20 protein-coding genes are annotated in these 23,556 nt (G+C 67.4%); 10 read left to right on the top strand and 10 right to left on the bottom strand.

Annotated features, from left to right (window positions below; translation table 11 throughout):
- Nucleotides 1–14: 14 nt before the first annotated feature.
- Together ACNO8X_RS23755 and ACNO8X_RS23750 are read right to left on the bottom strand one after the other, a co-directional pair.
- Nucleotides 15–1,826, bottom strand: coding sequence for a sulfatase-like hydrolase/transferase (locus ACNO8X_RS23755; protein WP_260940215.1), 1,812 nt, complete (start codon nucleotides 1,824–1,826; stop codon nucleotides 15–17).
- A gap of 186 nt (nucleotides 1,827–2,012) precedes the next feature.
- A complete protein-coding gene (locus ACNO8X_RS23750) occupies nucleotides 2,013–3,836 on the bottom strand; it encodes a fatty acyl-AMP ligase (RefSeq protein WP_418002987.1) in 1,824 nt (607 codons plus the stop codon).
- A 205-nt stretch (nucleotides 3,837–4,041) separates the two neighbouring features.
- Here ACNO8X_RS23750 and ACNO8X_RS23745 point away from each other — a divergent pair, with 205 nt between their 5' ends.
- Both ACNO8X_RS23745 and ACNO8X_RS23740 read left to right on the top strand, forming a co-directional pair.
- Nucleotides 4,042–4,437 (top strand): DUF6153 family protein, encoded by a 396-nt coding sequence (locus ACNO8X_RS23745; protein ID WP_418002986.1) that lies wholly within the window; start codon nucleotides 4,042–4,044, stop codon nucleotides 4,435–4,437.
- A gap of 47 nt (nucleotides 4,438–4,484) precedes the next feature.
- Nucleotides 4,485–5,132 (top strand): DUF305 domain-containing protein, encoded by a 648-nt coding sequence (locus tag ACNO8X_RS23740; RefSeq protein ID WP_418002985.1) that lies wholly within the window; start codon nucleotides 4,485–4,487, stop codon nucleotides 5,130–5,132.
- Nucleotides 5,133–5,314: 182 nt separating this feature from the next.
- Here the strand turns inward: ACNO8X_RS23740 and ACNO8X_RS23735 are convergent, their stop codons facing one another.
- Together ACNO8X_RS23735 and ACNO8X_RS23730 are read right to left on the bottom strand one after the other, a co-directional pair.
- The gene (locus ACNO8X_RS23735) at nucleotides 5,315–7,678 is read right to left on the bottom strand and encodes a lysylphosphatidylglycerol synthase domain-containing protein (RefSeq protein ID WP_418002984.1); all 2,364 of its coding nucleotides are present in this window, start codon (nucleotides 7,676–7,678) and stop codon (nucleotides 5,315–5,317) included.
- A 48-nt stretch (nucleotides 7,679–7,726) separates the two neighbouring features.
- Nucleotides 7,727–9,508 carry a penicillin-binding transpeptidase domain-containing protein gene (locus ACNO8X_RS23730; protein ID WP_418002983.1) on the bottom strand — a complete coding sequence of 594 codons (1,782 nt, stop codon included), beginning with the start codon at nucleotides 9,506–9,508 and terminating at the stop codon, nucleotides 7,727–7,729.
- 126 nt (nucleotides 9,509–9,634) lie between these two features.
- Here ACNO8X_RS23730 and ACNO8X_RS23725 point away from each other — a divergent pair, with 126 nt between their 5' ends.
- The gene (locus ACNO8X_RS23725) at nucleotides 9,635–10,372 is read left to right on the top strand and encodes an SDR family NAD(P)-dependent oxidoreductase (protein WP_418002982.1); all 738 of its coding nucleotides are present in this window, start codon (nucleotides 9,635–9,637) and stop codon (nucleotides 10,370–10,372) included.
- 235 nt (nucleotides 10,373–10,607) lie between these two features.
- On the opposite strand, the gene ACNO8X_RS23720 is transcribed toward ACNO8X_RS23725, so the two are convergent.
- Entirely contained in the window at nucleotides 10,608–12,182 is a 1,575-nt protein-coding gene (locus ACNO8X_RS23720; RefSeq protein WP_418002981.1) for a hypothetical protein, read from the bottom strand.
- Between the two features lie 426 nt (nucleotides 12,183–12,608).
- On the opposite strand from ACNO8X_RS23720, the gene ACNO8X_RS23715 reads away from it, so the two are divergent.
- A complete protein-coding gene (locus tag ACNO8X_RS23715) occupies nucleotides 12,609–13,268 on the top strand; it encodes a hypothetical protein (RefSeq protein ID WP_418002980.1) in 660 nt (219 codons plus the stop codon).
- A gap of 22 nt (nucleotides 13,269–13,290) precedes the next feature.
- On the opposite strand, the gene ACNO8X_RS23710 is transcribed toward ACNO8X_RS23715, so the two are convergent.
- Nucleotides 13,291–14,430 carry an ATP-binding protein gene (locus ACNO8X_RS23710; protein WP_418002979.1) on the bottom strand — a complete coding sequence of 380 codons (1,140 nt, stop codon included), beginning with the start codon at nucleotides 14,428–14,430 and terminating at the stop codon, nucleotides 13,291–13,293.
- Nucleotides 14,430–15,164, bottom strand: a complete 735-nt coding sequence (locus ACNO8X_RS23705; protein WP_418002978.1) for a response regulator transcription factor — start codon at nucleotides 15,162–15,164, stop codon at nucleotides 14,430–14,432. Before ACNO8X_RS23705 ends, ACNO8X_RS23710 begins: the two co-directional genes overlap by 1 nt.
- Nucleotides 15,165–15,301: 137 nt before the next feature.
- Here ACNO8X_RS23705 and ACNO8X_RS23700 point away from each other — a divergent pair, with 137 nt between their 5' ends.
- Genes ACNO8X_RS23700 through ACNO8X_RS23690 form a run of 3 tightly spaced genes read left to right on the top strand, consistent with a single transcriptional unit; the run spans nucleotide 15,302 to nucleotide 18,028 of the window.
- Nucleotides 15,302–15,601, top strand: coding sequence for a hypothetical protein (locus ACNO8X_RS23700; protein WP_418002977.1), 300 nt, complete (start codon nucleotides 15,302–15,304; stop codon nucleotides 15,599–15,601).
- A gap of 50 nt (nucleotides 15,602–15,651) precedes the next feature.
- Nucleotides 15,652–16,887: a CaiB/BaiF CoA transferase family protein gene (locus tag ACNO8X_RS23695; RefSeq protein ID WP_418002976.1), complete on the top strand. Its 1,236-nt coding sequence runs from the start codon at nucleotides 15,652–15,654 to the stop codon at nucleotides 16,885–16,887.
- A complete protein-coding gene (locus ACNO8X_RS23690; RefSeq protein ID WP_418002975.1) occupies nucleotides 16,880–18,028 on the top strand; it encodes a thiolase family protein in 1,149 nt (382 codons plus the stop codon). The genes ACNO8X_RS23695 and ACNO8X_RS23690 overlap by 8 nt, the downstream gene beginning before the upstream one ends.
- On the opposite strand, the gene dmpG is transcribed toward ACNO8X_RS23690, so the two are convergent.
- From dmpG to ACNO8X_RS23675, 3 genes are read right to left on the bottom strand one after another with little or no spacing between them, the layout of a single operon-like run.
- Complete coding sequence (dmpG, locus tag ACNO8X_RS23685) at nucleotides 18,025–19,032, bottom strand: 4-hydroxy-2-oxovalerate aldolase (RefSeq protein WP_418002974.1); 1,008 nt, start codon at nucleotides 19,030–19,032, stop codon at nucleotides 18,025–18,027. The two genes, ACNO8X_RS23690 and dmpG, sit on opposite strands and share 4 nt — an antisense overlap.
- On the bottom strand, nucleotides 19,029–19,484 hold the full coding sequence (locus ACNO8X_RS23680; RefSeq protein WP_418002973.1) for a hypothetical protein: 456 nt from the start codon (nucleotides 19,482–19,484) through the stop codon (nucleotides 19,029–19,031). The genes dmpG and ACNO8X_RS23680 overlap by 4 nt, the downstream gene beginning before the upstream one ends.
- Nucleotides 19,481–20,107 (bottom strand): TetR/AcrR family transcriptional regulator, encoded by a 627-nt coding sequence (locus tag ACNO8X_RS23675; RefSeq protein WP_418002972.1) that lies wholly within the window; start codon nucleotides 20,105–20,107, stop codon nucleotides 19,481–19,483. The genes ACNO8X_RS23680 and ACNO8X_RS23675 overlap by 4 nt, the downstream gene beginning before the upstream one ends.
- Nucleotides 20,108–20,183: 76 nt before the next feature.
- Here ACNO8X_RS23675 and ACNO8X_RS23670 point away from each other — a divergent pair, with 76 nt between their 5' ends.
- The 3 genes from ACNO8X_RS23670 to ACNO8X_RS23660 are packed head-to-tail and all read left to right on the top strand — an operon-like array spanning nucleotide 20,184 to nucleotide 23,544.
- Nucleotides 20,184–21,698, top strand: a complete 1,515-nt coding sequence (locus ACNO8X_RS23670) for a bifunctional 3-(3-hydroxy-phenyl)propionate/3-hydroxycinnamic acid hydroxylase (protein ID WP_418002971.1) — start codon at nucleotides 20,184–20,186, stop codon at nucleotides 21,696–21,698.
- Nucleotides 21,695–22,564, top strand: a complete 870-nt coding sequence (locus ACNO8X_RS23665; protein WP_418002970.1) for an alpha/beta fold hydrolase — start codon at nucleotides 21,695–21,697, stop codon at nucleotides 22,562–22,564. The genes ACNO8X_RS23670 and ACNO8X_RS23665 overlap by 4 nt, the downstream gene beginning before the upstream one ends.
- Nucleotides 22,561–23,544, top strand: a complete 984-nt coding sequence (locus tag ACNO8X_RS23660) for a VOC family protein (protein WP_418002969.1) — start codon at nucleotides 22,561–22,563, stop codon at nucleotides 23,542–23,544. The genes ACNO8X_RS23665 and ACNO8X_RS23660 overlap by 4 nt, the downstream gene beginning before the upstream one ends.
- Nucleotides 23,545–23,556 lie beyond the last annotated feature (12 nt).

Below are 23,556 nucleotides of genomic sequence, written 5' to 3'. Positions count from 1 at the left end.
ACCTGCAGGTTTACCTACGGGCGGAACCGGCACAGCAGGCGGCGGACGGCGCTGCCCGGCTCCGGTGGCCGCCGGCTCACATACGGCCACGGATCGTTGCGCTCCGGTACCGACGCCGTCCGGACCAGCTTGAGCTGTGTCCGCAGATGCTGGCGCAGCTCGTGCAGGCTGGGATCGGCCCAGCGGTTGGAGGCCTCGATCGGGTCGGCGGTCAGGTCGTAGAGCTCCCACTGATCGTCGAGCGGGTCGGTGCGGTAGGTGTCGCCGCCCCGGCTGTTCGCCGCCAGATGCCGGACGCCCGGTTCGGTCCAGGTCGCCGGATCGTCGAACGTGCGCACGAGCTTCCACAGGTGTCCGGATCCACCGGACGCCTCGGCGTTGGTGACGCGCGAGACCAGCCCTTCGAAGTTGGCCGCGACGTTCGCGGGCACCTTGATGCGCAGCAGCGCAGGCGGATTCGTGTTGGCGCCGATGGCCTGCGCCGCGCCCGACGCCCCCGTGTCACCCTCGAGGATGTTGTCGCGGGTCATGATGTAGATCGGCCGATCCTGTTCGGCCACAGCGCCATTCACCACCGGCATGAGGTCGCGGCCCGGCAGGGGATGCACTTCGCTGAACGTGGCGGCCAGGGTTTCGGCGGTCGCGGTGACGTCGACCCCGGCGGCGCCGAGCAGTGTCGGCACCAGGTCGACGTGTGACGTCGGCGCTTCGACTTCGCGGGCCGCGGTCGCGTCCGCGCCGATCCGGGCGATGACGAACGGCACCCGCGTCGCCTCGTCGTACAGGTTGAACCACTTCTGGTGCAGCCCGCCGTGCGCGCCGAGCAGGTCGCCGTGATCGGAAGTCCGTACCAGCACGGCGTTTTCGGACCCGCCGTCGGTGACGGCCCGCCGCACCCGGTCCAGCGGCCCGTCGACTTCGGCGTGCAGCCGGTAGTAGAGGTCGCGGTACTGCTGCGCGTTGCGACGGTAGGTGCGCTCGATCACCGCGGCCGGGCCGTAGCCGGAGTAGTAGGCCTCGCGGAACGCGGCCTGCGCGGCCGGCTTGTCGCTCAGGTCTTCGGTGGCAGTGGGCGCTGCGGGCACATGCGGCGGTTCGAGGACGGGGTAATCGAGCAGCGGGCTGCGGCGCACCCAGCCCGGAAACAGCACGATGTCATGGGGATTGACGAAGCTGGCCACCAACAGGAACGGGCGCAGCGCATCCGCGTCGCCGGCGCGCCGCCGCGCGTACCGGTCCTCGAGCCAGGACACCACCCGATCGGCGACCAACGGGTCGCGTCGAAAACCACTGTTGGACATGGCCGCTCCGTGCGGCTCGGGTCCGACCCAACCGGAGAAGCCGTACGGCCCCAGCGGATCGGCATCGAGGTAGGCCTGCACGGCCACGGGGTCGACGACACCGTCGGCGTCGTTGGTGGCCAGCGGCTTGCCGGTCTTGGGGTCCTCGAGGTCGGCGTGCGAGATGTGCCACTTGCCGTCGTAATGCGTGTCGTAGCCCGCGGCCCGCAGCCAGTTGCCTAGCGTCGGCACCTCGCCGCGGCGTAGCCACCGCAGCCGTGAGTCGTCGTACCGCTTGCCGAGGCCGTCGGTCTGCGTGACGCCGTGCAGGTCGGGGTACTGGCCCGTGAACAGGGTCGGCCGGCTGGGGGCACACGCCAGCGAGCCCGTGTAGTGCCGGGTGAAGCGCACACCGTTCTCGTCGAACCAGCGCCGGCCGGTGAGGGTGCGGTGGCGCCAGTCCATAACGTCGTCGGCCTCGTACGGCGGGATCGCGCGCTCTTCGTCCGTCATGAGGATGACGATGTCGGGCCGCTGCGGCGTCATCTGGGTGCTCCCGTCGGAGGACTGGCCTATGTGGGCTACAGCGTCATCCAACACGAGCAGCGACCGCGACGGTGCAAATTGGCATGATCGACAAATAACGTTCTGTTAACTGGAGACGACTCGTGCCCCAGTGGGCCTAGGCGCCCCAAAACAGAAGTGCCGCAACCGCGCCCGACCCGCCGGCCGTCAGTCGAATTGACCGGACAGAAACTCCGCGCGCGAAGCAGTGCGGGCCAGTTTTCCCGACGTCGTGCGGGGGATACGGCCGGCCGCCACCAGTCGCACCTCGGCGACGCGAACCTGGTGATGACGCGACACCGCGGCCCGCACGGCCTCGGCAACAGGCTCCAACTCGGCGCGGCCGGCACCCACCGCGCGCTCTGCGACCACGACCAGTTGCTCGCCCGAATCACCAGGCACAGCAAAGGCTGTCACGTAGCCGGAGCGCACGGCCGACGAGGCGCGACTGACCGTCGCCTCGATGTCCTGCGGGTAGTGGTTGCGCCCGTCGACGATCACGAGATCTTTGATCCGGCCGGTGACGAACAGCTCGTCGCCCACGTAAACGCCCAGATCGCCTGTGGCCAACCACAATGCGTTGTCCTCGGCGCCGTCGGCGTGGCTGACGGTCTGCCGGGTCTGCAGCTTGTTGCCGAACACCCGCTCGGACTCCTCGGGCCGGCCGAAGTAGCCCCGGCCGATGTTGTTGCCGTGCAACCAGATTTCGCCGACCGTGCCGTCGGCGGCCTCGTCGCCGTCGGGGGTCACGATGGTCACCCACTGGTCGGGGATGGCCCGCCCGCACGACACGTGGGGGACCGCGCCGTCGGCATGCCGGCCGACCACGGCGGCCCGGCCCGCCGCGAGCTCGTCGCGGTCCAGATATGTGGCGCACGGCTTTTCGTCCGCGGCGATGCTGGCCACCGAGAGCGTGGCTTCGGCCATGCCGTACGACGGCTTCACCACCGTCTCGGGCAGCCCGTACGGCTTGAAGGCTGCCATGAACTGCTCGATGGACGGCAGCGTCACGGGCTCGGATCCGTTGAGCAGCGTCACCACATTGCTGAGGTCGAGCGGTTCACCGGCCGGCGGCAGGCCCCGCTGCGCACACAACTCGAAGGCGAAATTGGGTGCGGCCGCGAAAGTCCGGCCGTGCGCGGCCTCGTCGGCCAGCCGCCGGATCCACCGGTAGGGCCGGCGGACGAACGCCATCGGGTCCATCAGGCTGATCTGGCCGCCGCACAGCGCGGGGAACATGATCATGATCAAGCCCATGTCGTGGTACAGCGGCAGCCAGCTGACGCTGCGGATGTCGGTGTCGAGGCCGCCGGCCAGGATCATCTGAATGACGTTGGTGCACACATTCCGATGTGTGATCTCCACGCCGGCGGGGGTGCGCGTCGAGCCCGAGGTGTACTGCAGGTACGCGACGTCGTCGGTACCCGTTTCCGGGCTGACGTGCATCTCGGCCAGGGTGGCGGGAACGGCGTCGACCGCGATGACCCGCGGGCGCTCGGCGGCGGGCAGCGTCTTGATGAACGCGCGGACCGCTTCCGCGGCGGCGGTGGTGGTGAGCACCGCGGAGGGCTTGGCGTCGGACAGCACCGCGGCCAGTCGCTCGGCGTGCCCGGCGAGGGCGGGCGCGAACAGTGGGACGGCGATGTTTCCGGCGTGCACGGCCGCGAAGAACGCCGTCACGTAGTCGACGCCCTGCGGCGCCAGGATCGCCACCCGGTCGCGGGGCTTGGTTACCTGCTGCAGCCGGGCCGCGACAGCGTTGACCTGAGCCCAGAGGCCGTTCCAGCTGAGTTCGATGATCTCGCCGTCGGGGTTCTGCGCGTAGTCGATGAACCGGTACGACGGGCTGTCGCCCATGGCCGCGCGGTTGCGTTCCAGGAACGACGTCAGCGTGATGCCGTCAGGTATGACGATCCTGCCGTCCGGCTGAACGTATTGCTCCAGCGACTCTGCCGCCCCAATAATGCTGTGACTCAAGGCTTCCCGACCCATATGTCGACACTAGTAGCGGGTCTAACTAAGTGGCGAGTCTGACAACGGTGAAAGTCACCACTGCGAATGACGCGATGTGATGCGGCCCACCGACGATCTGCCGTGGGACGCGGTCCCGCATGTGGTGGTCGCGAATTTATTCCCGGAGATATACCCCCCTCGGGTACTATAATTTGAGAAACCGATACCCGAACCGGAGGCCGACGTGACGCATCGCAGCACGCGCGTCCATGTCGGCTGGCGGGTTGTCGGGCTGCTGGTCTTGATCGCGGGCATCATCGGCATGCATTCGCTGATCGTCACGCCCGGGCATGGTCCGTCGCATCATTCGCAGGTGGCTGTGCATCAGCACGCGAGCGTCCCGGCTGCGCAAACCTCCTTGTCGGATGCCTGCGACTGCAACGGACACAACGGCTTTCACGCCTGCGTCTTCGTCATGACCGAACTGCTGACCATCCTGGGTCTGGCTTTGCTGTACTGGCTGGGCGTCGCACCTGCGCAGAATGTGCAGGCCCGGATTCGGCAGGCGTTGCGGCGCAGGCAAAGAGCCCCGCCGTGGACGGTGCTCACCCTCGCGGAACTGTCCCTACTCCGAATCTGATGGGCCGCGCCCCGCGTCAACCCATCCAATTCTCAAGGAGTTCAACCATGTTCAAAATCGCCTCAATCGCCACCGTTGCGGTAGCCGGAACCGCTGCTGCCATCGCACTCGCGGCGTGTAGCCCGCCCAGCGAGCACGCCTCGACCATGCCCGCGACCAGCTCGTCCATGCCGATGTCGGGCCACAACATGCCCGGGCATTCGATGCCGGGTATGTCGGGCACCAGCACTGCGCCGGCCGCCAATTTCAACGACGCCGACGTGATGTTCCTGCAGATGATGTACCCGCACCACGCCCAGGCCGTCGAGATGGCCAAGCTGGTCCCGACCCGCTCGCAGAACCAGCAGGTCAAGGATCTCGCCACGGCCATCGAGAACGCCCAGGCCCCCGAGATGCAGCAGATGACGACGTTGCTGGCCGGCTTCGGCACGCCCGCGCCGTCGGCCACCATGAGCCACTCGATGCCGGGCCTCATGACCCCGCAGCAGATGACTGAGCTGACGGGCCTGTCCGGCGCGGCGTTCGACAAGATGTGGCTGCAGATGATGGTCGAGCATCACCAGGGCGCCATCACCATGGCCAACGACGAGCTGAAGAACGGCACCAACGCGGACGCCAAGAAGATGGCTGAAGCGATCGTTGCCGCGCAGCAGGGCGAGATCACCACGATGAACGGCATGCTCGCCAAGATGTAGGGCAATGCCGAGGCACTGTAGTCACAGCTGTGACTGCAGCACCGGTGTCTCTTGGCAGTCTTCGCTGGGAAGCGTCAACTTTCCCTGACGCGTCAGGGAAAGTTGACGGCTCCAGATCGCATGTGTCACAAGACAGAACGACACGCCGCCGACGACACGCCGTGGCACGCGCAGGCCAGCGCTCAGATCATGTCCTTCTCGGTCAGCCAGCGCATGACGGGCCAGCCGATGAACACCGGCAGCCAGCACGTCAGCACCCGGTAGAGCAGCACCGACGGCACTGCGACGGCTGCGGGCAGGCCGAACGCGGCCAGACCACCGATCAGTGCGGCCTCCACGGCGCCCACACCGCCGGGCGTCGGCGCCGCCGAGGCGAGCGTCCCACCGATCATCGTCACGACGCACACCGTCACGAACGACGTCGACCCGCCGAAGGCCTCGACGCTCGCCCACAGCGCCAGCGCCGCACCTAGAGTCGTTGCGGCGCAACCCAATACGATCAGCCCAAGGCGCCGGGGTTGGCGGGCCAGATCCACCAGGTCGGCCCAGACCTCGGTCAGGCGGGGGCGCACCGCCGTGCCGAGCCAATGCCGGGCCCGCGGCACCAGCATGAACGTGCCGACCACGCCGAGCGCGGCACCGGCGAGCAGATAGAGGACCGTCGATGACGGGACAAAATGCGACAGGTCGGCCGACGCCCCCGCGGCCGCGCTGAAGAAGATCAGCAGCGCCACGTGGGTGAGCACCTGCACCGACTGCTGCAGCGCCACCGCGGCCGTCGCCCGCAGTGCGCCGAGCCCGGCCTTCGTCAAGAACCGGGTGCTCAACGCCAGGCCGCCGACGCCGGCGGGCGTCGTCGTCGCCGCAAAGGTGTTGGCCACCTGCATGATGGTCAAGTTCTTGAAGCTCACGGCCTCCGACGCGCTGGCCCACAACGCCGCAGCCGCCCCGACGTACGTCAGCGCCGAGACCGCCAGCCCGAGCAGGGCCCACCACCAGTTGGCCGACCGCAGCTCGGAGAAGAATGTCGGCACCGTGCTGATGAACGGGTAGGCCACGTAAACCAGGGCGATCATCAACACCAGCTGGATGACCTGGTTGCGGGTGAAGCGGGTGATGGTCTCGGTCTGGATGCGGTCGGCGCCGGTCTGGTGCTTCACCTCGTCGCGCGCCGCGGTGATCACGGCGCGCGAATCGGGCAGCGACTCCCGTAGCCGCAGCGGCATCGCCGACTTCGTCAGCCGTCGTGACGCGGTCAGCACGGTCTCCTCGCCGAACTGCTCGATGGCCGCCGCCACCGCCGGCTCGGCGCCGTACATGGCGGTCGTCGTCACCAGCAATTGCGCCATGTCGGATTGCAGCTGCACATCCGAGGCCCCGTACTCGGCGTTGCCCAACCCGCCGAACACCACCGTGCGGTCGTCGACGGTGATCTCGGAGGCGCGTAGGTCGCCGTGCGAGATCTGGTGGTGGTGCAGCGCGTTGAGCGCCTGCCACACGTCGGCGACCGGCGTCTCGTTGGTCAGTGGGACTCCGCACGCCGGGGTGTGCGCGAACATCGTCCAGCCGCGGTCGAGCGCCGCGAGCGCCACGGTCCGGGTGTTCGCCAGCTCGAGGTCGCCGACCGCGATGGTCATGAGCGCGCGGTGCTCGACGGCGCGGCGCATCGAGGTTTGCAGGGGAGCGGTCTCGTCGTTGCGCAGCGTGATCTTGCGCCAGAGCTGGCTCATGGCGCCGCCCACGCGTTGGTTCGGCCCGTACAGCTCGACGACGGCACGGGTGCCGTCGGCCGAATCGGCGCTGAGGACCAGCGGCCCGGTCCCGGCCGGTCGGATGACCGTCAGCGCCGACACCTCGAACTGGCGGCGGGCCAGCGCCTGGACCCCGCCGGCCAGCGGAACTTCCAGGGCCGGGGTGCCGCTGACCAGAACCACCAGCGCGCCGACGAACCACCCGACGGCCAGGCCGAGCAGCGACCGGGCCGGCACGATGGCGCTGACCACGAGGTGGATCGGCACGAACGCCAGCAGCAGCGTCCACCACCAGCGGCGCAGCCGGGCCGGCTGCCAGGGACCCGATACCGTCAGCACCGCGGCCAGGAGTGCGATCCAGCGCGGGTCGTCGAGGAACTGGGAGAAGACGGTGTTGAGGCGGTCGGAGAGGTCGAAGTGCCAGTTCGGTGCGGCGATGCCGTTGGAGTTGATGGACAGCGACAGCACCGCGAGCAGCCCGGCGGCGGCATACGGACCCAGCAGCTTCCACTGTCGCGTGACCAGCAGGCTGAGCAGGATGACGAAGGGCAGCGCCAGGATCGCGATGGCGTAGGCGATGTAGACCAGGTTCGACTGGGTCGGCGTGAGGACGCCGACGATGCGCGACACCGACCGTTCCAGCCGGACCCAGTCGTTGCGGGTGATCAGCGAGCTGGTGACGACGGTGACCAAGAAGGCCGACGCCGCCACCAGTCGAAGGATGTCGTTGGTCCGCCGGGTGATCGGTTGCAGCAGGCTGCCCGAGACCGCGACCTCGCGTCCGTCAACCCGCATCAGCCCAGAATCCCAAGTACCGGGCCGGTTGGTGAAATTGGCACGCCGTTATCCGGCCAGCGCGGCACGCAGAAAGTCCCCGCTGACGGCCACCGCGGGCGCTGACGAGTCCCCGCCGACCACCAGCGTCGCGAACGCGAGGTCCCCGTCGATCCCCGCGAACCAGCCGTGCGAGTGGGTGTTGTCGCCGAACTCGGCGGTTCCGGTCTTGCCGCCCAGGCCGTCGATGTCCTTGAGTGCGGTCGCGGTGCCCTCGGTGACGGTCAGCCGCATCATGGCGCGCAGGGCGTCGGCGGTCGGCTTGTCGACCGGCGCCGACGGCGTGCTGGCCGTGGTCTGCTCGCCGGGCAGCAGCGTGGGGGTGATGGTCGAGCCGTGCGCCAGGCTGGCCTCGGCGACCGCCAATCCGAACGGGCTGACGGTGACGGTGCCTTGGCCGATGCCGTTCTCGACGCGCTGGGCGGGCGTGTCGGCATTGGGCACCTTGCCGGTCACCGTGGTGATGCCGGGGACGACGAAGTCGACGCCGATGCCGAGGGTCTTGGCGGTGTTGGGCAGCGCGTCGGCGGGGAGCTTGTCGGCGAGCGCCCCCATGGTGGTGTTGCAGGAGTGTGCGAAGGCCTGCGCCAGCGGGACGGTGCCGAGGTCGAACTTGTCCTCGTTGGGGATGGTCCGGTTCTCGATGGTCACGGTGCCCGGGCAGGGTTCGGGGGTGTCGGCGGTCGCGAGCCCTTTCTCGAGGGCGGCCGCGGTGGTGACGGTCTTGAACGTCGACCCCGGCGGGTACAGGCCGGTAAACGCGATGGGTCCCTGCGCGTTGGCGGCGTCGTTCTGGGCCGCCGCGAGGATCGCGCCGGTGCTGGGTGCGATGGCGACGAGGACCGTCGGGCGCGGGTCGGTGGCCACGGCATGCTGCGCGAGGAGCTGCAGGCGCGGGTCCAGGGTGGTGCGGACGGGTTTGGTGTCGGCGGGGCCGTTGTTCGCGAGTTCGTCGGTGGGCTGGCCCTGATCGTCGACCAGGTCGACCGACCAGCCGGCGGTCGCGTCGATGGTCTTCTGCCAGGCCTCGGGTAGTCCGCTGATGGCCGGCGAGTGCAGGTTCGGGTCGGCGGTCAGCAGCGCGCCCTGCTTGGTGACGGTGACGCCGGGAATCTGGGTGAGCTCGTCGGCGACCTGGGCGAGGTCGGCCTCGCGGAGCTTGATGACGGTGACTCGGTCGTCCTGATTCCCGTTGAACTCGCCGGCGATCGACTCGGCGGTGATGGTGTCGTCGAATCGGGCAACCACCGGAGCCAGTGCCGCGGCGGTGTCGAGGTGGTCGCGGCCGAGGGTGATGACGCCGACGGTCTGCCAGTTGAGCAGCGGCTGGCCGTTGCGGTCGACGACGGGCGTGAGCAGCGCTTTGTCTTCGCTGAACTGGAATGTGCCGCCCTGCCGGAGCTTGGCGTGCAAAAGCGCCGGGGCCCAGCGGATTTTCCAGTCCTCGCCGACCTTGGTGGCGATTGCCGTTGTGTCGTAACGGAATTCGCGACCAGGTCCGAACGACCAGGTGTAGGCGAGTTTGGCGGTCGACTTGTTGTCGCCCTCGCCGGCAGTGGCCTTGACATCCAGTGTGGCGTTTTTGCCCATGCCATCGAACATCGACTTGATGGCGGGTTCCGATGCGGCGGCGTCGGTGGTGTCCTTGGCCGCGGCGCTGGAGTCCTTGCGGTGCAACGCATCAGCAAACGCGTTGAAGGCGTCCTCGGGCTCGGGGCTGTCGAACATCGAGCATCCGGTGGTGCCGAGGAGCAGCGTGCAGGTCAGTAGCAGCGCAATACGTTTCGTCATGACCCTTCGAGCCAACCATGAGTGGCTATGAATTCCGGCGTTGAAACGCTGGGGTGGGCCGGTATCGCGTAGTGTCCGAGCCGATCAGCATTCCGCTACGGAGCGGAGCGTATTGAAAGGTCTGGCATGAGTGGTGTGGTGGTTACCGGTGGCGCATCGGGTATCGGCCTGGCGTCGGCCAAGGCGCTGATCGCCGACGGTCGCGCGGTGTCGCTGTTCGACATTTCGCCGCAGGTGGTGGCAGTGGCTGAAGCTCTTGGGGCGCACGGCGTCGTCGTCGACGTCAGTGACACCGATTCCATGGCCACCGCTGTCGAGCAGGCCGCTGCGGCGATGGGCGGCATCGACGGCCTGGTCCACGCCGCCGGCCGCGTGCTGCCGGAACCGGTCGGGATGTTCACCGTGGAGTCCTGGGACGCCGTCGTCGACGTGAACCTGCGCGCACAGGCGCTGCTGTCCCAGCTGCTGCTGCCGCATTTCGAGAAGGCACTGGCCGCCGGTGCTTCGCCGGCGATCGTGGGGATTTCGAGCATCGAGGGACTGGTCGGCAATCCGTTCATTCCGGCGTACTGCGCGTCCAAGGCCGGGCTGCTGGGCCTGACCCGGTCGATGGCAGGGCAGTTGGGGCCGTTAGGAATTCGCGTCAATGCCGTGTGTCCGGGCTTCATCGAAACCCCGATGCTGGCCGACGCGCTGGCCGTTCCCGAGGTGAAGACGGCCTTTGTGTCGGCGGCGCCGCTGGGCAGGCTGGGACAACCCGAGGAGATCGGGGCGGCCGTCGCATTTCTCATGTCGCCCAAGGCGTCGTTCATCACCGGCACCCAGATCGTGGTCGACGGGGGAGTGACCTCGCGGCACGCCTAGATGGCGGTTCTGACGTTGCGGCGTGTCGCGAGCTGGGCGTGTCGGCGCTACCCAAGGTGTGTGCGATCCGGAGCTGTCATCATGTGCTGACCATGTCATCATGCGTTGACAGTGTCAGCACATGATGACAGCTCCCAGCGCGAAGTGGTGGGGAGAGCGCGGCCAGTGTGATGGCTTCATCGGCGTCACTGCTGCCGCCGATGAAGCCACCCCTCGACACTGGTTTCTGGCAGGGCTACTTGCCGCCGCCGTGGTCCCCACCACCACCGTGGGTTCCGGTGCTGCCGTGCCCATCGCTGGTTCCGTGACTGCTCGACCCCGCCTTGCCCGACGAGTGCTGCAATCCGTCACTGCCATGAGAGCCGTTGCCGCTCTTGGTCTCTCCGGCTCCGGTCTTGCCGGAGCCGGCTTCGGTCTGACTGTTGCCGGGCTGCTCCGAGTCGGTGGACTTGCTGTGCTTGCCGCCCGGCTTCAGTCCGGTCTTGAATGCGCCGGTCTTGTCGGTACCGGACTTATCGGAGCCCATCTGGTCCGACTTCGAGCCGGCAGCAGTGTTGGGTGCTGTCACCGCCGCGGTGGGCTTGCTGACCTTGATCAGGTTGGTCTGCACCTTGGGCACACTCGTGGCCGCGAGCGGCGCCGCTGCCGCTGGGACGAGGCCACCGAGACTCGCGACGAATTGTCCTGCCTGCGAGACGATTCCGCTCACGGTGTTGGTGAGGGCAAACCGCAGGGCGTTCGGCAGGTTGGTGGTGAGTAGTCCGAGCAGCGCCTGTGGGGCCAGGGTGTAGGGCAGGCCCGTCACCAGTGGCACGACCACTGGCGCTGCGACGGCCAACGGCAGATTCACCGCGTAGGCGACGTCGTTGGCGACCATCGACACCGCGGATGACACCACATTGCCCACGCCGCCGACCACGTCCTGCGGCGCGGAGATCGAGGGGCTGATGGCGGGCGTCACTGCCGAGGCGGTCTGCACCTTCGGTGCGTCCGCAGCTGCCAGCGGCGCCGCTGCGGCTGGCAGCAGACCCGCGAAACTGGCGAGGAATTGCGTTGTGGTACTGACGATTCCGGAGATGCCGCCGCTGAGGTAGGCCTGAATGACGGGCAGCGCATAGCTGGTGAAGAAGTTGACAAGTAGGTCTGGGTGGAACAGCAGCGCCGGCCCATCTGTGAGCAGCGGCCAGCCCACTCCGACGCCAATATTCAAAGCCGTGTTCAACAAGTAGGCCGCGTCGGTCCACGCCGTGCCCAAAGCGCCGGTCAGCACGCCTCCGAGGCCGCCAATCACGTCCTGTGGCGTGGCGGCCGCAGGGGTGATGGCCGGCGACAGCGCCGCGTTGGTCGCCGCATTGGGCACCAGATTGCCGGGCAAGGGCAGAGGAATCCCCAGTTTCTCCAACAACGTCACGGCTGCCGGAAACAGGGCGCTCGCCGGGGCGGTGAAGTCGACGAGCGAAGCGAGCACCAGGTCGTAGAAGTTGAAGCCCGTGAGGCCCCCGCCGGAAAAGGCGGTGGGAGGGAAAGCCGCATTCTTGAAGTACTCCTGCAGAGCGGCCTCGACCGCCGGCGCCACCGGTGTCGTGGCAAGCGGCGACAGCAACGTCGTGACGGCGTTCATGACCACCGGCGCGGCCGCGGTATCGAGCGCGTAGAGCGCGCTGTCGGCAGCCACCAGCGGCTGCGCCGCGACGTACGCCAAGTTGTTGATCCATTGCCCGTTGCCGAGGAGCTGTTGTACGACGGTCGTCGGCAGCGCCAGCAGGCCCTGGATCAGCGAGATCGGGTCCGAACCAGCAGTCAGCTTCACCTGCCTCGTGATTTCTGGCAGTTGAGCCACCGCCGTCTTGGCTTGTGGACTGGCCGCGACGAAGCTCGCGCTTACCGCCGTAGCGCTAGCTACGAGAGCCACCGCCACCTTCTGGGAGTTTGCTGTGGATTTTCTGGCATGTGTAGCCGGCATGACATGGTCCCCGCTTCCGTGATCGCTAATGCCAGCGGCCACAGCGTCGTCTACGGTAGGCGCATCAACCCCGCCCCGTGTGTCATGGTCGCCGACGATTGAACCCCGTACTCAAAATACCAACAGTATGTTTGCTGAGTCAATAACTGATTAGCCGAATAAATTAGCTGTTGAACCGCCGATCGAACTGCTCGCTTGGCCGTCTGTGCGACTACCTCGAAGGTGACGAACTCCTGCCGCTCCGGCATTGGGGCGCGTGTGAGAATTCGGGGCATGGGGAGTACAGGGGGCCGTAGCCCGATAGGCCGAGTGATCGGGACGCTGTTCGGGTTCGGGATGTTGGCACTGGCGGTGATGGTCTTTCTGGGCTCCCAGAGCGAGCCGGGGGCATCGATCAGATCAGGTGGCGTGGTAACGCCCACCGACAGCAGCTACGTCGTGTATCTCGAAAAATCGCAATCGAACATTCGTTGTACGGCAACGACATCTGATGGGAAGACGCAGTCGTTGGCGCCCTTCACCGGCGCGCATCCCGAGAAGAAATTCGGTGGCAAGCGGCGCCTTTTCTTCTCCAGGGGCAAGACCTACCGCGCGGTGGGAGAGCTGCCGCGCGACCGCGGGCCAGTGACAGTTCGATGCCCCGGCGCGAACAACATCCGGGTGAGTGCGCCGCACAACGGCTGGTCGTGGCCCATCGTCGTCTTCGTCGTGCTCGGGGTGGCGTGCCTCGTGGTGTTCATTGTTGTGACGTTGCGCCGCCGGGGCAGTCAGAACGGCGGCGGGCAGAGCGGCGGTTCGGGGCCGTCGTATCCCATGCCGCCGCAGCAGGGGTATCCCGGCTATCCACAACAGGGTTATCCGGGCTATCCGCCGCCGGGATATCCCAACCAGGGCCACCCGCCGAACCCCAACTACCCGAACTATCCGGGCTAGTTGTCGTACCTGGGCGTCGGGATCAGGACTCGCGCGAACCGGCGAGCGACGTTGCGCGGCTGGGTAATTCCAGGGTGAAGGTCGCGCCCGTGCCGACGCCGGCACTGGTCGCGGTGATCCGGCCGTGGTGGGCGTCGACCAGGGCCTTGGCGATTGCCAGCCCGATGCCCGAGCCGCCATGTGCCCGGTCGCGCGCCGAGTCGGCCCGGTAGAACCGCTCGAACAGTCGCGGCAGATGCTCGGCGGCGATGCCGTCGCCGTCGTCGCAGACCTTGATCTGCACCGATCCGCCAACGGATGTTGCCGTCACCCGCACCGTGCCGCCGGCTTCCGTGTGTCGCAGCGCATTGGTCAGTAGATTGGCCAGCACCTGGTCGAGTCGCTGCGGGTCGGCCCAGAGGTCCGGCAGGCGCGGAGCGATATCCGACGTCAATGCAACGCCTTTGGCGCGATACGGCGCTGCGAAGGCGTCGACGGCAGCAGCGATCACGGTCGCCGGGGCGACGGACTCGGTGTCGACGAGCGCCATGTCGCGTTCGGCATCGGACAGTGCCCGCACGTCGGAGCTGAGTCGGGTGAGCCGTCGGGTCTGGTCGCGCAGCACGCCGATGGTGGTCGCGTCGAGAGGATGGATGCCGTCTTCGATCGACTCGAGATAGGCGTCGATCACGGAGACAGGCGTGCGGAGCTCGTGGGCGAGATCGGCCAACAGCTGGCGACGGGTCGTCTCGACGGAGCCCAGCTGCTCGGCCATCGTGTTGAAAGCGTCTGCGATGGCGTCGAATTCAGTGCCCAGATGGGGCGGGGAGACTCGGATGTCGTAGTTCCCGTCGGCCACGGCGGTCGCCGCGGCGGCGAGCTCGGCGGTCGAGCGGTGCATCCGTCGGCTCAGATACCAGCTCAGCGCCAGCGCGGTGGTCGCGGCCACCGCGAGCGACATGCCCACCGAGACGGCGGTAGCCTGCCGGAACACATGCTCGTAGGGGTGCGGGCCGGTGCGGCCGGGAACCAGCACGTCCTGCATCACCTGCCGGAACATCGGCGGGCCGATGATCAGGGCGACGGTGGTCGTGGTGGCGATCGCCGCGACAACCACCACCGCATTGGTGACGAGCAGGCGGCTGCGGATTCCGTGCTTGCTGCGCGGATGGTGCTGGGCCATCAGCCTTCTCCCATTCGATAACCGACGCCGCGGACCGTCGTGACATACCGCGGCTCGACCGAGTTGTCGCCGAGCTTGCGCCGCAGATGCCCGACGTGGACGTCGACGACGTTGTCGTTGCCGAACCACGACTCGCCCCATACGGCTTCCAACAGTTGGTGCCGCGTCCACACTTGACGTGGACGTGACGACAGGGCCGCCAGCACATCGAACTCGGTGCGGGTCAGCATGATTGGCGCGCCACCGAGCAAGGTCTGTCGGCTGTCGGTGTCGATGTGCAGCTCCCCGAAAACGCGGGGCGGTGTTCCTGTTGCCGGGACGGGATCGGGAGTACGCCTGGGTCGTCGCAACATGGCGCGGATCCGTGCCACCAGCTCGCGGGGACTGAAGGGTTTGGTGACGTAGTCGTCCGCGCCGACCGACAGTCCGACGATGGTGTCGATCTCGGTATCGCGGGCGGTGAGCATGACCACGTACGCGTCGGAGAACACCCGCAGCTGGCGGCACACCTCGATGCCGTCGAGCCCGGGCAGACCGATGTCGAGGATCACCACGTCGGGGTCGAGTTCGCGGGCCGTGACCAGGGCCGACGGGCCGTCGGCGGCGACGCGCACCTCGAACTGCTCGCGCTTGAGATAGCTGGCCACGACGTCGGCCAGCGCCGTCTCGTCGTCGACGACCAGCGCGCGCAGGCTCGGCGTGGGTTCGGTGCCGTTCACCTGCTCATGGTGCACCCGCGTGGCGGCCCGGTCGACCGGTTGGCCTGGTCGGCGGCGGGTTCTTTAACGAATCTTCATCGTTCCTCCGGGGAACCCTTGTCGGCCGATTCGAGGCTGGAAGCCGTCAGCACCTCAACTTGAAGGGAACCGAGATGACCAGCAAGATCGCATTGATCTCCACCGCCGCCTCAGCTCTGGCAGTCGCCGCCCTGACGGCCGCCGGCCCGGCGCAGGCCTCCAGCGTGTCCGGGAACAACGGCGCCGACGTCGTGTCCACACTGCGCAGCGAGGGTTACAACGTGCAGGTCGATGGTGCGCCGAGCGCACCGCTATCGGCGTGCACGGTGACCGACGTGCATGGCCTGCCGAATGCGGCGGACCCGACCCAGCGCGCTGACACCCGCATGATCAACAACGTCTACGTCGACGTGACCTGTGCGTCGGACTCCTGAGTGGGCGGCCCGCAGCGCGCCCGCCGGCGGCGGCATGGTTATGTGAGGGTGTGACCGAAGCGTCGTCGCTGCCGCTGGCCGGGATCACCGTCGTCGCGATGGAGCAGGCGGTGTCCGCGCCGATGTGCACGCGCGTCCTGGCCGACTTCGGCGCCCGGGTGATCAAAGTCGAGAATCCCCAGGGCGGCGATTTCGCCCGCGACTACGACGACGTGGTGCTGGGCCAGGCCGCACATTTCGTCTGGGCCAACCGGGGCAAGCAGTCGGTCACCCTGAACCTCAAGTCCGACAGAGGCATTGCGGTCCTGCACCAATTGCTCGATGGTGCTGACGCGTTCGTCTCCAACCTGGCGCCCGGCGCCACCGCGCGATTGGGTTTGTCCCCCGAGGAACTCGGCAAGCGGCACCCGCAGGTGATCCCCGTCGAAATCGACGGCTACGGCCCGGGTGGTCCCCTTTCCCAGAAACGCGCGTACGACCTTCTGGTGCAGGCGGAGTCGGGATCGTGCGCCGCCACCGGCTTTCCGGAGATGCCGGCCAAACCCGGTCCGCCCGTCGCCGACATCAGCACGGGCCTCTACTCGGCACTGTCGATCATGGCGTTGCTGTTGGGCCGGGCCCGCGGGGTGTCGGTCGGCCCGGCACCGTCGGTCGCCGTCAGCCTGTTCGACACGATGACCGACATCATGGGATACCCGCTGACCTACACCCAGCATTCCGGCGTGAACCAGCAGCCGCTCGGCATGGCGTCGCCGGCCGTTGCGCCATATGGCGCCTTCGGAACCCGGGATGGTCAGACCGTGGTGCTCGGCACCACGAATGACAGGGAATGGCAGCGGCTGGCACTGGAGATCATCGACCGGCCCGACCTCGCCGCGGATCCCCGCTTCGCAAGCAACTCGGATCGCTGCGCGCACCGCGACGAGCTCCATTCAGCCATCGGATCCTGGTGCGCAGAGCGCGATCTCGAGGATATTCAGCGGATCGCCGACCAGGCCGGGATCGGCAACTCGCGGTACAACCGGCCCAGTGAAGTGATCGCGCATCCGCACCTGCAGGCCCGTGATCGGTGGCGTCAGGTCAGCACGCCGGGCGGCCCCATCGAGGCCTTGTTGCCGCCACCGGTGATCAGCGGACTCGAGCTGAACATGGGTGCAATTCCAGGGCTAGGCGAGCACACAGATGTGATACTCGGCGAATTGGGTTACAGCGCTGAAGATATTGCCGGCCTACGAGCCGACGGTGCCATCGGAGATGTCTACGGAGCAGGGAGCGACCATGCGTGAAGTCGTCATTGTGGAGGCCGTGCGGACCGCCGTCGGCAAGCGCAACGGAGGATTGGCCGGCCAGCATGCCGCCGACCTGTCCGCGGTGGTGCTCAATGAACTGATGGAACGATCCGGGGTGGCACCGGATCTCGTCGACGACGTCGTCTGGGGCTGCGTCTCGCAGGTCGGCGACCAGTCCAGCAATATTGCCCGCTGGTCGGTGCTGGCGGCCGGCTGGCCCGAGTCGATTCCGGGGACGACGGTCAACCGGGCCTGCGGATCATCCCAGCAGGCACTGGATTTCGCGGTACAGGCGGTGATGTCGGGGCAGCAGGACATCGTGGTGGCCGGTGGCGTCGAGGTGATGAGCCGGGTGCCGCTCGGCGCGGCCCGCCAGACGGGGGAGCCGTACGGGCCGAAAGCGCTTGCCCGGTATGACGGTTTCAATTTCAATCAGGGCATCTCGGCCGAGATGATCGCGAAGAGATGGGGACTGTCGCGGGCGCGGCTGGACGAATACTCCGCGCGGTCGCATGAACTCGCCGCGGCCGCACAGGATTCGGGCGCGTTCGTCACGCAGATCGTTCCGGTGTTCACCGACGACGGTGGTGTGGTGCACGAGGACGAGGGCATCCGGCGGGGGACGACCGTCGAGAAGCTCGGCGGACTCAAACCGGCTTTCCAGGAGGACGGCGTGATCCACGCCGGCAACTCGTCGCAGATTTCCGACGGTGCGGCAGCGCTTTTGGTGATGACGCTGGAGAACGCGTTGCAGCTCGACCTCACCCCGCTGGTGCGGTACGTCGGCGGCGCGGTGACGGGCGCCGACCCGGTGCTGATGCTGACCGGCCCGATCCCGGCCACGCAGAAGGTGCTGCGCAAGACGGGCGTACGCATCGACGAGATCGGGGCGTTCGAGGTGAACGAGGCGTTCGCCCCGGTACCGCTGGCCTGGCTGGCGGAGACCGGCGCATCGGAAGCAGCGCTGAATCCGCTGGGTGGCGCGATCGCGCTGGGGCACCCGCTCGGCGCGTCCGGCGCGGTGCTGATGACGCGCATGATCAATCACATGCGGGACAACGGTATTCGCTACGGCCTGCAGACCATGTGCGAGGGTGGCGGTACCGCGAACGCGACGCTGGTGGAGCTGGTCGCCTAGCCGGTTTCGGCGCGTGTGAGGTCCAGCGCGATGTCGACCAGCATGTCCTCCTGGCCACCGACGAGCCCGCGCCGCCCCGCTTCCTCCAACAGCATCCGGGCATCGACATCGAAACGCCCGGCGGTGATCTCGGCGTGCCGCAGGAAGCTCGAGTACACACCTGCGTAGCCGAGTGTCAGGGTTTCCCGGTCGACGCGGACGGGGCGTTCCTGCAGCGGCCGGACCAGATCGTCGGCGGCGTCCTGCAACGCATGCAGATCGCAGCCGTGCTCCCAGCCCAGCTTGGTGGCCGCGGCGATGAAAACCTCCAACGGTGCGTTGCCGGCGCCGGCACCCATCCCGGCCAGCGACGCGTCGACGCGGGTCGCACCGTGTTCGACTGCGGCTATCGAGTTCGCGACACCCAACGACAGGTTGTGGTGGGCGTGGATACCGATTTCTGTTGCGGGGGCCAGGGTTTGGCGTAGCGCGTCGACACGGTCGGCGACATCCCGCATCGTCATGGCCCCACCGGAGTCGACGACGTAGACGCACGTCGCGCCGTAGCACTCCATCAACTTCGCCTGCCCGGCGAGCGCCGCCGGCGTGGTGAGGTGGCTCATCATCAGGAACCCGACGGCGTCCATCCCCAGTTCGCGGGCAGCAGCGAGATGGCGCGCGGAGACGTCGGCCTCGGTGCAGTGGGTGCCGACGCGGACGACGGTCACGCCGGCGCGATGGGCGTCGCGCAGCTGCCGCACCGTGCCGATGCCGGGCAGGATCAGCGTGGCGATACGCGCGCGGGACACCGCGGAGGCGACGGCAGAGATCCACTCCAGGTCGGTGTGCGCACCGAAGCCGTACACGCAACTGGATCCGCCCAGTCCATCTCCGTGCGCGACCTCGATGGAGGCGACACCCGCGGCGTCGAGCGCGGTGGCGATCTCGACGGCCTGCGCGATGCTGTACTGGTGGCGCACGGCGTGCATGCCGTCGCGCAGGGTGACGTCGCTGATGTAGATCATGTTGGGACTCCGGCGCTTTCGCTGGCGACCTCGACGAGTGCGGTCACCTTGGTGCCCGCGAATGCGCCGATTTCTGGGATGTGTATCGGGCCGATGCGCTCGAACTGCACGGCCTGCTTGAGTCGGAAGCCAGGAACCTCGGCGCTGACGCGATCGACCGCGCTATGAACGTCGCGTTCAATGGCATCGCGGTCGACGTCGCCGTCGACCAGGCAATAGACGGTGTTCCGCGCTGCCGGAGCTGGGCTGAGTAGAGAGATGACCTTCGCCTGACGGGCGCCCGCGATCTGCATTGCAGCACAGGTGGTTTCGATGAGATCGTCGATGCCGGCGCGGATATCCGGTCCTGCGGACCCCGTGGGGATCGACGACACGATCTCGGCATAGGTCACGCACCCCGATCGCGCGACGGCGGCAACGATGGGCACGGCGGCCCCGAGGGTCTCGGTCATTGCGCGTTCTCGGCGAGCATTCGGAGCGCCGTGTCATAGATGGCATTGGCGTGCATCTCGAACAGCTCGAGCAGGTCGACCGAGTCGCCGCCGAGTTCCTTGGCGACAAACAGGCCGTCGGCGCCGGCAATCGAGTAGTTCACCAGCAGCCGGACTTGGGCGTCGGTGAGGCCAGGGGCCAGCTCGCCGAGTGCTTCCGTGAGTGACGCGGAGGCCTGCGTTCGCGCTTGAAGGAACTGTGCACGGGCTCGCGGTTCCACCGGCCGGCGCTCCAGTGCGAGCATCAGCCCGAGGCGCAGGAAGTCCGGATGGTCGAGCAGACCTTTCGCGAGCTGCGTGGCCAGGCCGATTACGCGTTCGCGCGGCTGGCCGTCGAAGGGGAGCTCCCAGACGCGCAGCCAGGTCTCGAAGCTGCGATCGATGACTGCGGCCAGCAGATCGTCCTTGTCCTTGAAGTGCCAGTAGATGGAGCTGGCGGGGAGCCCGCACTTCTTGCTGACCAGAGCGATGCTCGTGCCCTCGTAACCGCGTTCGGAGGCAATCTCGTTGGCGGCGTCCAGGATTCGCTCGCGGGACTGTTCGCCGTCGGCGCGCTTGCGGCGAGCCTTGGGTGCTTCGGTCACTTTCACTCCCCACTATTGACTCTGTAGCGATCACTACATTACCGTAGCGATCACTACAGAACAAGCGGAGGCATCCATGAGTAGTGAAAGCACGTACGACGTGGCCGTGATCGGATATGGCCCGACGGGTGCCACTGCGGCCAACCTGCTGGGGCAACTGGGTTTGAAGGTGCTGGTGATCGAGCGTGACCCGGACATCTACAGCCGGGCGCGCGCCATCTCGACCGACGAGGAAGTGCTGCGCGTCTGGCAGTCGGTCGGACTGTCCGAACGACTCCAGCGCGACATGTTGCCGGACCGCCCGGTCGCGTTCGTCGACGCCGATGGGCGCCCGTTCATCGAAACCGTGATCTACGGACGCGGCTGCGGGCATCCGCCGCAACAGTTCCTGTACCAACCGGCGGTCGACTCGGTGCTCCGCGAGGGCGTCGCGCGTTTCGTCAACGTCGAGGTGCTGCTGGAACACGAATGCCTGCGGGTGACCAACCGGAGCGACGACGTCGAGCTGCTGCTCGCCGATCTGCGTACCGATACCTTCAAGCGGGTGACGGCCCGCTACGTCATCGCCTCGGACGGCGGATCGTCGGCGACGCGCGGTGTACTCGGTATCGGATACAGCGGACGCACCTACGGCGAGCGTTGGGTCGTCATCGACACCAAGGTGCTCAAGGAATGGGATGCCCACGACCGCTTGCGGTTTCACTGCAATCCAGAACGACCGACTGTCGACTGTCCGACCCCGCTGGGGCATCACCGGTGGGAGTATCCGGCCCGGGCGGGGGAGGACGAGAAAGACCTCGTCAGCGATGCGGCGGTGTGGAAGGTGTTGCGGGAGCAAGGCGTCACGCCCGAGCATGTCGAGGTCCTACGCGCCGTCGTGTACAGCCATCATGTGCGGGTGGCGGACCGCTGGCGCGTCGGCCGGGTGTTCCTGGCCGGTGATGCCGCACACGCCATGCCGCCGTGGATCGGCCAGGGCATGTCCGCCGGCGTGCGCGATGCCGCCAACCTCTGCTGGAAACTCGCCGCAGTCCTGCGGGGGCAGGCTCCCGATTCACTACTGGATTCGTATGCCGCAGAACGCAAACCACACGTCACCGAGGTCACCCGACGTGCGGTGCTGGTCGGCCGGGTGATCACCGAACGGCGGCCCTGGCTCGCCGCGATCCGCAATCACGTGGTGCGCGCGGTGACCAGGATTCCCGGCGCCAACGCCGCGGGTCAGAAGTTCTGGTGGATTCCTGGCGCGCACTACGACGACGGCTTCTTCGCGGCGAAGCATCCCGCCGTGGGCTGGCAGATTCCGCAGCCGGCGGTGGACGGCGTGCCCCTCGACGACCTGCTCGACGGGTGCTGGGCGCTGCTCTACTCCGGCGCGGCGCCGGTCGGGGCTGCGGCCTGGGCTGACGCGGGTGTGCCCAGCGTGCGGGTCACCGAACCGAGCCTCGTGCGGTGGTTGGGTGACCGCAAGGCCGACGCCGTCGTGCTGCGGCCCGACGGATTCATCTATGCCGCAACCACATCCGGCCAACCGATACCGGCCCCGCCGGTCGGACTGAACCTCACCACCCTGACAGGAGCGCACGCATGACCACCACCCTCACCGAACACACCGTCACCGTCGGCAATCGGAAGATCTTTGTCGCCGAGGCCGGTTCGGGCCCCGCGGTGATGCTGCTGCACGGCGGCGGCCCCGGCGCCTCCGGCGTCACCAACTACTCCCGCAACATCGCCGCGCTCGCCGCGCGCTACCGCGTCCTCGTGCCCGACATGCCTGGATACGGACGCTCCTCCAAGGGTATCGACAAGTCCGATCCGTTCGGCTGCCTGGCCGACGCGATGCGAGGATTGCTCGACGAATTGAGCATCAGCACAGCACATCTGATCGGCAACTCGTACGGCGGAGCCGCGGCACTGCGGTTGGCGCTGGACACCCCTGGCCGGGTCGGCAAGCTCGTCTTGATGGGGCCCGGCGGCATCGGAACCACGCGCGGCCTGCCGACCGCCGGCCTGAACAGCTTGCTGGCGTACTACGGCGGCACCGGCCCCAGCCGAGAGAAGTTGGCCGAGTTCATTCGCAATTACCTGGTCTACGAAGGTGATTCGGTGCCGGACGAACTGATCGACCTGCGGTACGACGCATCCATCGATCCCGAGGTGGTGGCTGAACCGCCGCTGAGCCGACCGTCGGGACCGTTCGCACTCCGGACGCTGTGGCGCATGGACCTGACCCGCGACTCGCGGCTGGCATCGCTGCAGACGCCGACGCTGATCTTGTGGGGGCGCGATGACAAGGTCAACCGGCCCTCCGGCGGTCCCATGTTGCAGAACATCATGCCCAACGCCGAACTCGTGATGACCAGTCGCACCGGGCATTGGATGCAGTGGGAACGCGCCGAACTGTTCAACCAACTGGTCGACGAATTCCTCTCGGACAAAACGGTATTCCGGCCATGAGTGTCTTCGGTCACGTCTCGCTCGGCTATCTGGCGGTGGAGACAGAGAGGTTCGCCGACTGGCGACGGTTCGGCCGCGACGCGATCGGCATGCACCTTGATGACCTCGACACCGACGCCATGCGATTCCGGCTCGACGAACAGCAATGCCGATTCCTGCTGCGGCGCGGCCCGGCCGAGGACGTCACCACCTTGGGCTGGCAGGTCGATGACCACGAGACCTTCGACGAGATCCTCCGCCGCGTGCACCGGTGCGGCGTGCCCGTCACCGTCGGCACCGACGAGGAGGCCGCGCTGCGTGGCGTCGAGCGACTGGTACGGATACCCGGCCCCAACGGGCTCGCGCAGGAGCTGTACACCCGGGCACACGTCGACGGCCACCTGACCGTCGCCGGAAAAGGTTTTGTCACCGGCGAATTCGGACTGGGTCACGTCGCCGTCACCAGCACCAAGCCGCAGCAGGTGCGCGGGTACTACAACACGTTGCTCGATGCCCGGCTGAGCGACTTCATCGACGAGACAATGAGCGGGGTGAAGGTCAAGATCCGGTTCCTCCGGGTCAACCGGCGTCACCACTCGGTGGCCATCGCTGCGGTCAATCGGCTGCCGGTCAATCCGATTCGGACCCGCGTGCAGCACCTCAACATTCAGGTCGCCGAACTCGACGATCTGACGGACAGCTACCAACGCGTGCGGGCACTGGGGTTCGACATGGCCCTGGGCATCGGTCAGCACACCAACGACCGCGAGCTGTCGTACTACGCCGTGACACCATCGGGTTTCGAATGGGAGGTCGGCTGGAACCCGCTGATAATCGACGAATCGACGTGGAAGCCAACGACACACCAGGGCATCAGCATCTGGGGCCACGAGATGCAGACCAGTGTCGACAAGCTAGGGCAGTTCACGGCCGCGGCCCGGTCATTGCTGCACCGCGAAGACACCGTCCCCGCGTTGGCGGGCGCGGGCATCCCCGACTGATCAACCGAAGGA

Source organism: Mycobacterium sp. PDNC021, from assembly GCF_048282635.1.
In the GTDB taxonomy this organism is placed as follows: domain Bacteria; phylum Actinomycetota; class Actinomycetes; order Mycobacteriales; family Mycobacteriaceae; genus Mycobacterium; species Mycobacterium llatzerense.
The sequence above is the reverse complement of the archived record's forward strand: the minus strand, read 5'-3'. Positions and strand labels throughout refer to the sequence as shown.

What these genes read in the sequence shown, in the direction of transcription:
- ACNO8X_RS23755 (WP_260940215.1), bottom strand. Translation starts at nt 1,826, where the DNA reads ATGACGCCGCAGCGGCCCGACATCGTCATCCTCATGACGGACGAAGAG.
- ACNO8X_RS23750 (WP_418002987.1), bottom strand. Translation starts at nt 3,836, where the DNA reads ATGGGTCGGGAAGCCTTGAGTCACAGCATTATTGGGGCGGCAGAGTCG.
- ACNO8X_RS23740 (WP_418002985.1), top strand. Translation starts at nt 4,485, where the DNA reads ATGTTCAAAATCGCCTCAATCGCCACCGTTGCGGTAGCCGGAACCGCT.
- ACNO8X_RS23735 (WP_418002984.1), bottom strand. Translation starts at nt 7,678, where the DNA reads ATGCGGGTTGACGGACGCGAGGTCGCGGTCTCGGGCAGCCTGCTGCAA.
- ACNO8X_RS23730 (WP_418002983.1), bottom strand. Translation starts at nt 9,508, where the DNA reads ATGACGAAACGTATTGCGCTGCTACTGACCTGCACGCTGCTCCTCGGC.
- ACNO8X_RS23725 (WP_418002982.1), top strand. Translation starts at nt 9,635, where the DNA reads ATGAGTGGTGTGGTGGTTACCGGTGGCGCATCGGGTATCGGCCTGGCG.
- ACNO8X_RS23715 (WP_418002980.1), top strand. Translation starts at nt 12,609, where the DNA reads ATGGGGAGTACAGGGGGCCGTAGCCCGATAGGCCGAGTGATCGGGACG.
- ACNO8X_RS23710 (WP_418002979.1), bottom strand. Translation starts at nt 14,430, where the DNA reads ATGGCCCAGCACCATCCGCGCAGCAAGCACGGAATCCGCAGCCGCCTG.
- ACNO8X_RS23700 (WP_418002977.1), top strand. Translation starts at nt 15,302, where the DNA reads ATGACCAGCAAGATCGCATTGATCTCCACCGCCGCCTCAGCTCTGGCA.
- ACNO8X_RS23690 (WP_418002975.1), top strand. Translation starts at nt 16,880, where the DNA reads ATGCGTGAAGTCGTCATTGTGGAGGCCGTGCGGACCGCCGTCGGCAAG.
- dmpG (WP_418002974.1), bottom strand. Translation starts at nt 19,032, where the DNA reads ATGATCTACATCAGCGACGTCACCCTGCGCGACGGCATGCACGCCGTG.
- ACNO8X_RS23680 (WP_418002973.1), bottom strand. Translation starts at nt 19,484, where the DNA reads ATGACCGAGACCCTCGGGGCCGCCGTGCCCATCGTTGCCGCCGTCGCG.
- ACNO8X_RS23670 (WP_418002971.1), top strand. Translation starts at nt 20,184, where the DNA reads ATGAGTAGTGAAAGCACGTACGACGTGGCCGTGATCGGATATGGCCCG.
- ACNO8X_RS23665 (WP_418002970.1), top strand. Translation starts at nt 21,695, where the DNA reads ATGACCACCACCCTCACCGAACACACCGTCACCGTCGGCAATCGGAAG.
- ACNO8X_RS23660 (WP_418002969.1), top strand. Translation starts at nt 22,561, where the DNA reads ATGAGTGTCTTCGGTCACGTCTCGCTCGGCTATCTGGCGGTGGAGACA.